The organism is Streptomyces sp. WELS2 (assembly GCF_013870595.1).
Taxonomy (GTDB): Bacteria; Actinomycetota; Actinomycetes; order Streptomycetales; family Streptomycetaceae; genus Streptomyces.
In genome coordinates, this window is sequence record NZ_JACBWZ010000256.1 from 1 (window position 1) to 7,757 (window position 7,757).

The following is a 7,757-nucleotide window of genomic DNA, read 5'->3' on the forward strand; positions in this document are numbered from 1 at the left end:
CGGGATCCCGGCGCCGGGCGCGGACGGGCTGGACCCGACCGATCTGGTCGTACGGCAGCTGGAGGTGCACACCGTCTTCGGGGCGCCGCCGGACGCCTGGGCGCACGCCGTGCGGGTGTTCGGCGCCGGACTGCTGGACCCGCTGCCGCTGGTCACGCACGAGGTGCCGCTGACCGACTTCCCGCGGGCGATCGAGCTGGTGGGGGCCGGCGATCCCGCCGTGGGCAAGGTGCTGCTCCGCCCCTGACCGTACGCCGGCCGGGGGGTGCCCTGACCACGCCCCGGCCGGCGTACCTCCACGCTCCTCCCGTTACCCAGAGCCGCGACCCTTGTCCGATATACCGAACACGAAGGACAGCTTGTGACCGACGCTTCCGCCCCGGCAGCCCGCAGGCCCGGCGAGCAGGTGCTCGCCGCTCTCGGTCTGGGCGCGCCCGCCCTCGACCCCGCCGACGCCTCCGTCCACACCTTCCCGGGCGGCGGCCGCTGGCGCACCGAGATCCCCTCGTGCGAGGGTCCCGAGGCGCTGGCGGTCGTCCTCAAGGAGGCCTCCCGCCTGGACGTGCCGATCCACCGGATCAGCCAGGGCAGCGGCGTGTGGATGCTCACCGACGCCGAGATCACCGAGATGGTCGAGGCCACCGCCGAACGCGACATCGAACTGTGCCTGTTCACCGGCCCGCGCGGCACCTGGGACATCGGCGGCTCGGTGCGCTCCGACTCCCGGGGCGCCGGACTGCGGGCCCGGGGCCACGACGCGGTCGCCGGCTGTGTGGAGGACGCCGTCCGGGCCACCGAGCTGGGCGTCAAGTGCCTGCTCGTCGCCGACGAGGGCGTGCTGTGGACCCTGCACCGGGCCCGCACCGCCGGCATCATCCCGGCCGACACCACGCTGAAGGTGTCCGCGCTGATCGGCCCGGTCAACCCCGCCTCGTACGCCGTGTACGAGCGGCTCGGCGCCGACTCCGTCAACGTGCCCAGCGATCTGACGCTGGACCACCTCACCGAGATCCGGCGCGTCTCCGGCGCCCCGATGGACATGTACATCGAGGCCCCGGACGACCTCGGCGGCTACATCCGGATGTACGAGGTCGCCGAGCTGATCCGGCGCGGCGCCCCGCTGTACCTGAAGTTCGGTCTGTCCAAGGCGCCCGGCATCTATCCGTGGGGCCGCCACCTGCGGGACGTGACCCTGGAGACCGCCCGGGAGCGGGTGCGGCGCGGCCGGCTCGCCCTGGACCTGCTCGCCCGGCACGGCGCGGACGGCGACATGGCGCCGCTCGGCTCCCGGCTGCCGGGGACCCTCCACCGCTTCCCCGTCGAAGCTTCCACCCCTCTCAACGACGAGAACGACAAGGACTGATCCCCATGCGCAACCGCAGAGCCGCCCTCGCCTCGATAGCCGGCGCCGCCACGCTCGCGCTCACCCTGACCGCCTGCGGCCAGAACAGCGAAGGCGGCAGCAAGGAGAAGTCCGGCGACACCAAGGGCGCCACCATCGGCATCGCCATGCCGACCAAGTCCTCCGAGCGCTGGATCAACGACGGCAAGAACGTCGTCAAGGACCTGGAGGCCAAGGGCTACAAGACCAAGCTGGTCTACGGCGAGGACGACCCGGAGACCCAGGTCTCGCAGATCGAGAACCTCATCACGCAGGGCGTGAAGGGCCTGGTCATCGCGGCGATCGACAACAAGTCGCTGAACAGCGTGCTCCAGCAGGCCGCGGACGCGAACATCCCGGTCGTCTCCTACGACCGGCTGATCCTCGGCACCAAGAACGTCGACTACTACGCCTCGTTCGACAACGAGAAGGTCGGCACGCTCCAGGGCACGTACATCGTGGACAAGCTCGGGCTGGACAAGGGCGCGAAGGGCCCGTTCAACATCGAGCTGTTCGCCGGCTCCAACGACGACAACAACACCAAGTACTTCTTCGGCGGGGCGATGAAGGTGCTCCAGCCCTACATCGACAAGAAGCAGCTGGTCGTCAAGTCCGGGCAGACCCGGCTCAACCAGGTCGTCACCCTGCGCTGGGACGGCACCACCGCGCAGAAGCGCATGGAGGACATCCTCACCTCGTCGTACAAGTCCGGCCGGGTCGACGCGGTCCTCTCGCCGTACGACGGCATCTCCATCGGCATCCTGTCCGCGCTGAAGTCGGACGGCTACGGCTCGGGCAGCAAGCCGCTGCCGGTCATCACCGGCCAGGACGCCGAGCTGGCCTCGGTGAAGTCGATCATCTCCGGGCAGCAGACGCAGACCGTCTACAAGGACCTGCGCAAGCTCGCCGAGGTCGCCGCCACCATGGTGGACGACTCCCTCAAGGGCAAGAAGCCCGAGGTCAACGACACCAAGACGTACGACAACGGCGCCAAGGTCGTGCCGGCCTACCTGCTGCAGCCGGTCAGTGTCGACAAGTCCAACTACCAGAAGGTGCTGGTCGACGGCGGTTACTACACCGAGTCCCAGCTGAAGTGACCCGCCCTTTTCCTACGGAGTGAAAGGCACGACCATGGCGGGACCCGTCCTGGAAATGCGCTCGATCGTCAAGACCTTTCCCGGTGTCAAGGCGCTGTCGGACGTCACCCTGGCCGTCCGGCGGGGCGAGGTCCACGCCATCTGCGGGGAGAACGGCGCCGGCAAGTCCACCCTGATGAAGGTGCTCTCCGGCGTCCATCCGTACGGCACCTACGAGGGGGACATCCTCTTCGACGGGGAGATCTGCCAGTTCCGCGACATCCGGGCGAGCGAGCAGCACGGCATCGTCATCATCCACCAGGAACTGGCGCTGGTGCCGCACCTGTCCATCGCGGAGAACCTCTTCCTCGGCAACGAGCACGCCACCCGCGGCCTCATCAACTGGCGCGAGACCCTGCGGCACGCCACCGAACTGCTGCGCCGGGTCGGCCTGGACGAGCACCCGGAGACCCGGGTCGCCGACATCGGCGTGGGCAAGCAGCAGCTGGTGGAGATCGCCAAGGCGCTGTCCAAGCAGGTCAAGCTGCTGATCCTGGACGAGCCGACGGCGGCCCTGAACGACGAGGACAGCGACAAGCTCCTCGATCTGATCCTGGAGCTGAAGAAGCAGGGCATCACCTCGATCATCATCTCCCACAAGCTCAACGAGATCCGCAAGGTCGCCGACTCGGTGACGATCATCCGGGACGGCCGCTCCATCGAGACACTCGATGTGAAGGCGCCGGAGACCACCGAGGAGCGGATCATCGCCGGCATGGTCGGCCGCGACCTCGACCACCGCTTCCCCGAGCGCACCCCGCACCGGCCGGAGCAGGGTGTCGCACCGGCGCTGGAGATCCGCGGCTGGACCGTGTTCCACCCCATCGACCAGCAGCGCAAGGTCGTGGACGACGTGTCGCTGACCGTGCGCCGCGGGGAGATCGTCGGCATCGCGGGCCTGATGGGCGCGGGCCGCACCGAACTCGCGATGAGCGTCTTCGGGCGGACCTACGGCCGGTACGCGGGCGGCACGGTCCTCAAGGACGGCCGGGAGATCCGTACCAGGACGGTGCCGGAGGCGATCGGGCACGGCATCGCGTACGTCACCGAGGACCGCAAGCACTACGGCCTGAACCTCATCGACACCATCAACCGGAACATCTCGCTGACCGCGCTGGCCAAGGTCGCCAAGCGGGGCGTGGTGGACGAGCACGAGGAACGGCAGGTCGCCGAGGGCTTCCGGAAGTCCATGAACATCAAGGCGCCCACCGTGTTCGAGCCGGTGGGCAAGCTCTCCGGCGGCAACCAGCAGAAGGTCGTCCTCAGCAAGTGGATCTTCGCCGGTCCGGACGTGCTGATCCTCGACGAACCGACCCGCGGCATCGACGTGGGCGCCAAGTTCGAGATCTACACGGTCATCGACCAGCTCGCCGCCCAGGGCAAGGCGGTCGTCTTCATCTCCTCCGAGCTGCCCGAGCTGCTCGGCATGTGCGACCGCATCTACACGATGGCCGCCGGACGGCTGACCGGTGAGGTGCCGCGGGCCGAGGCCACGCAGGAAGTGCTGATGCGCCATATGACCAAGGACAAAGAGGTAACCCGATGAGCACGGATGTGACCGCCAAGAGCCCGGCCCCCGCGCCGCCGGGCGGGAGCGGACCGGCCGCCGGCGGACTGCTCGGCGTGATGCTGGCCGGACTGCGCCGCAACATGCGCCAGTACGGCATGCTGATCGCGCTCGGCCTGATCGTGGTCCTCTTCGCGATCTGGACCGACGGGGACCTGCTGCTGCCGCGCAACGTCTCCAACCTGGTACTCCAGAACAGCTACATCCTGATCCTCGCGATCGGCATGATGCTGGTGATCATCGCCGGGCACATCGACCTGTCGGTCGGCTCGCTCACCGCGTTCGTCGGCGCCTTCGCGGCCGTGCTGACCGTGCAGCACGGGATGTCCTGGCCCGTCGCACTGGTGCTGTGCCTGCTCATAGGCGCCGCCGCGGGATCGATCCAGGGCTATCTGATCGCCTATCTCGGCATACCGTCCTTCATCGTCACCCTCGCCGGGATGCTCCTCTTCCGCGGTCTGACCGAGATCCTCCTCAAGGGCCAGACCCTCGGCCCGTTCCCCGACGGCCTGCAGAAGCTCGGCAACGGCTTCCTGCCCGAGGTCGGCCCGAACACCAACTACCACAACCTCACGCTGCTGCTCGGGCTCGTGCTGATCGCGGCCGTGGTGTGGCAGGAGTTCCGGGACCGCCGCCGCCAGCAGGAGTTCTCCCTGGACGTCCTGCCGACCCGGCTGTTCCTGCTCAAGCTGACCGCGCTGGTCGCCGCGATCCTCGTCGTCACCATGCTGCTCGCCAGCTACAAGGGCACCCCGATCGTGCTGATCGTCCTCGGCGTGCTGGTCGTCGGCTACGGCTACATCATGCGCAACGCGGTCTTCGGCCGGCACATCTACGCCATCGGCGGCAACCTGCCGGCGGCCAAGCTGTCCGGTGTGAAGGACAAGAAGGTCACCTTCTACGTCTTCCTGAACATGGGCGTGCTCGCGGCCCTGGCGGGTCTGGTGGTCGCCGCCCGGCTGAACGCGGCCTCGCCGAAGGCGGGCGTCAACTTCGAACTCGAGGCCATCGCCTCCTCGTTCATCGGCGGCGCGTCCATGAGCGGCGGTGTCGGCACCGTCCTCGGCGCCATCATCGGCGGCCTGGTCCTCGGCGTGCTGAACAACGGCATGAACCTCCTGAGCGTCGGCACCGACTGGCAGCAGGTCATCAAGGGCCTGGCCCTGCTGGTGGCGGTCGGGTTCGACGTGTGGAACAAGCGCAAGTCCGGTTCGTGAGCACCAGAAAGCGAGAGCCGCACCCATGGAACTGAACAGACGCACGGTCATCGCGGGAGCAGCCGCCGCGGGCCTGGCCGCCACCACGCTCGGCGGCACGGCCCACGCGGCCCCGGGAAGGAAGCCGGTGAAGGAACTCTTCGGCACGCTCGCCGACGGCACCAAGGTCCACCGCTGGTCGCTGGAGAACGGCGGCACCCGGATGAAGGTGCTCTCCTACGGCGGTGTCGTCCAGACCCTGCAACTCCCGGACCGGCACGGCCGGTACGCCAACGTGGTCGCCGGTTTCGACAACCTCGCCGACTACGCGGCCAAGAGCCCGTACTTCGGCGCGCTGATCGGCCGCTACGGCAACCGCATCGACGCCGGCCGGTTCACCCTGGACGGGAAGCGGTACCAGCTCGACGTGAACGACGGCGACAACAGCCTGCACGGCGGCTCCCGGGGCTTCGACAAGCGCGTGTGGGACGTCGAGCCGTTCACCGAGGGCACGGACGTCGGCCTGCGGCTGCGCTACACCAGCGCCGACGGCGAGATGGGCTACCCGGGCACGCTGCGCGCGCGGGTGACGTACACCCTCACCCGGCACGGCGACTGGCGCATCGACTACGAGGCCACCACCGACAAGCCCACCGTCGTCAACCTCACCAGTCACGTCTACTGGAACCTGGCGGGCGAGGGCAGCGGAAGCATCGAGGACCACGAGCTGTCCATCGCCGCCGCCCGCTTCGCCCCGACCGACGCCGGCCTCATCCCCACCGGGGAGCTGGCCAAGGTCGCGGGCACCCCGTTCGACTTCCGGCACGCCAAGCCCATCGGCCGGGACCTGCGGACGGGCAACGAGCAGCTGGTGCTGGCCAAGGGGTACGACCACAACTGGGTGCTGGACAAGGGCATCACGGCCCGCCCCGAGCACATAGCGACCCTGCGCGACCCGCACTCCGGCCGCACCCTGAGGATCGCCACGGACCAGCCGGGGCTCCAGTTCTACTCCGGCAACTTCCTCGACGGCACGCTCACCGGCACCTCCGGCCACACCTACCGGCAGGGCGACGCCCTGTGCCTGGAGACGCAGCACTTCCCGGACTCGCCGAACCACCCGGCGTTCCCGTCGACGGTACTGCGCCCCGGCCAGACCTACCGGACCACGACGATCCACCGCTTCGGCGCGTGAAGCCGAGCGCCGGGCAGGTGGGTTGAACACACCAGCCGACACCTCCGTATCCAGGAACGGTCCGCACGGGCCGCGCTCGGATACGGAGGTTTCCTTTTGGCCGGCAACGTCACTTCGCTGTTCCGGGGCGGCGCCGGAGCCGGCCCGGTGGACTTCAGCGTCCCGGGAAACCCGTACTTCCCGACGCCCGGCATGTTCGACGAACTGGCGGCCCGGCTGCGCGAGATCGTCACATCCCGCCCGGATGACACCGACACCGTCACCGCCGGGCTGTCCGCCCTGCTGCGGCTCCCTGCGCGGTGCGTGGCGGTGGGCAACGGCTCGCCCGAACTGATCGCCTGGATCGACCGGTTGCTGGTCCGGGAGTCCCTGGCGGTCCCGGTGCCGACGTCCGGCCGCTGGACCGACCAGCCGATGCGGACCGGCAAGCGGGTCGACATGTTCCCGCTCCAGGAGGCGGACGGCTTCGCCCTCGACCTCGACCGGTACGCCGGCTTCGTGCGCGCCCGGGGCAGCCGGGCGGCCGTGGTCCGCAACCCCAACGACCCCGACGGCGGCCATGTGCGGCGCGAGCGGCTGGTGCGGTTCCTGGACGCCATGGCGGACCTGGACCTGGTCATCGTGGACGAGACCTTCCTGGACTTCGCCGACGCGGAGCCCGGGCCGAGCATCGCCCGGGAGGCCGTGCTGCGCCCCAACGTGATCGTCCTGCGCGACCTCGGCGCGAACCTCGGTCTGCCCGGCGTCCGCCTCGGCTGCCTCGTCGCCAACCCCGCGCTGGCGGGCAGGATCCGCTCCACGCTGCCGCGGCGCAACCTCGGCTCCCTCGCCGGGCACACGGTGTCCATGCTGCGCGACCACGAGCCCGCGTACACCCGTAGCCTGCACCGGCTCCGCGAGGACCGGGCGGACATGAGCGCCCGGCTGTCCGCCCTGCCCGGCCTCACCGTCTACCCCTCCCAGGCCAACTTCCTCTTCGTCCGCCTGCCGGTGGGCGCGGAGGGCACGGCCGTCCGGGACCGGCTGCTCACCGGACACCGGCTCCTGGTCCGCGAATGCGGCGACAAGATCGGCTCCTCCAGCCGCTTCCTGCGCCTCGCGGTACGCCCCCGGGCCGACGTACACCGCCTGGTGCCGGCGCTGGAGCGGGTGCTCTACGACTCCGCTCCCGCCGGCGGCTCCGGCTACACCTCGGGCACGGCGACGGTGGACCGCCTGATCGGGGAGACGAGCGGGGCGGGGCTACGGCCGGCCGGGGCCGGGGCGGGGTCCATGGCCGAGG

6 protein-coding genes and 1 pseudogene are annotated in these 7,757 nt (G+C 69.8%); all 7 read left to right on the top strand.

Translation table 11 applies throughout. The features are described 5' to 3' along the window. A pseudogene (locus tag H5J33_RS16780) lies at positions 1 to 247 on the top strand (dehydrogenase); the annotation flags it as partial. Positions 248 to 361: 114 nt separating this feature from the next. After that, complete coding sequence (locus H5J33_RS16785; protein ID WP_181795716.1) at positions 362 to 1,363, top strand: hypothetical protein; 1,002 nt, start codon at positions 362 to 364, stop codon at positions 1,361 to 1,363. A gap of 5 nt (positions 1,364 to 1,368) precedes the next feature. Beyond that, positions 1,369 to 2,478, top strand: coding sequence for a multiple monosaccharide ABC transporter substrate-binding protein (gene chvE, locus H5J33_RS16790; protein WP_181795717.1), 1,110 nt, complete (start codon positions 1,369 to 1,371; stop codon positions 2,476 to 2,478). Positions 2,479 to 2,512: 34 nt separating this feature from the next. Beyond that, positions 2,513 to 4,063, top strand: a complete 1,551-nt coding sequence (mmsA, locus tag H5J33_RS16795; RefSeq protein WP_181795718.1) for a multiple monosaccharide ABC transporter ATP-binding protein — start codon at positions 2,513 to 2,515, stop codon at positions 4,061 to 4,063. Further along, on the top strand, positions 4,060 to 5,301 hold the full coding sequence (gene mmsB / locus H5J33_RS16800; RefSeq protein ID WP_181795719.1) for a multiple monosaccharide ABC transporter permease: 1,242 nt from the start codon (positions 4,060 to 4,062) through the stop codon (positions 5,299 to 5,301). Before mmsA ends, mmsB begins: the two co-directional genes overlap by 4 nt. A 25-nt stretch (positions 5,302 to 5,326) precedes the next feature. Further along, positions 5,327 to 6,475, top strand: a complete 1,149-nt coding sequence (locus H5J33_RS16805; protein WP_181795720.1) for an aldose epimerase family protein — start codon at positions 5,327 to 5,329, stop codon at positions 6,473 to 6,475. Between the two features lie 96 nt (positions 6,476 to 6,571). Further along, positions 6,572 to 7,757: histidinol-phosphate transaminase (locus H5J33_RS16810; RefSeq protein ID WP_258565163.1), on the top strand; the 1,186-nt coding region annotated here is incomplete at its 3' end.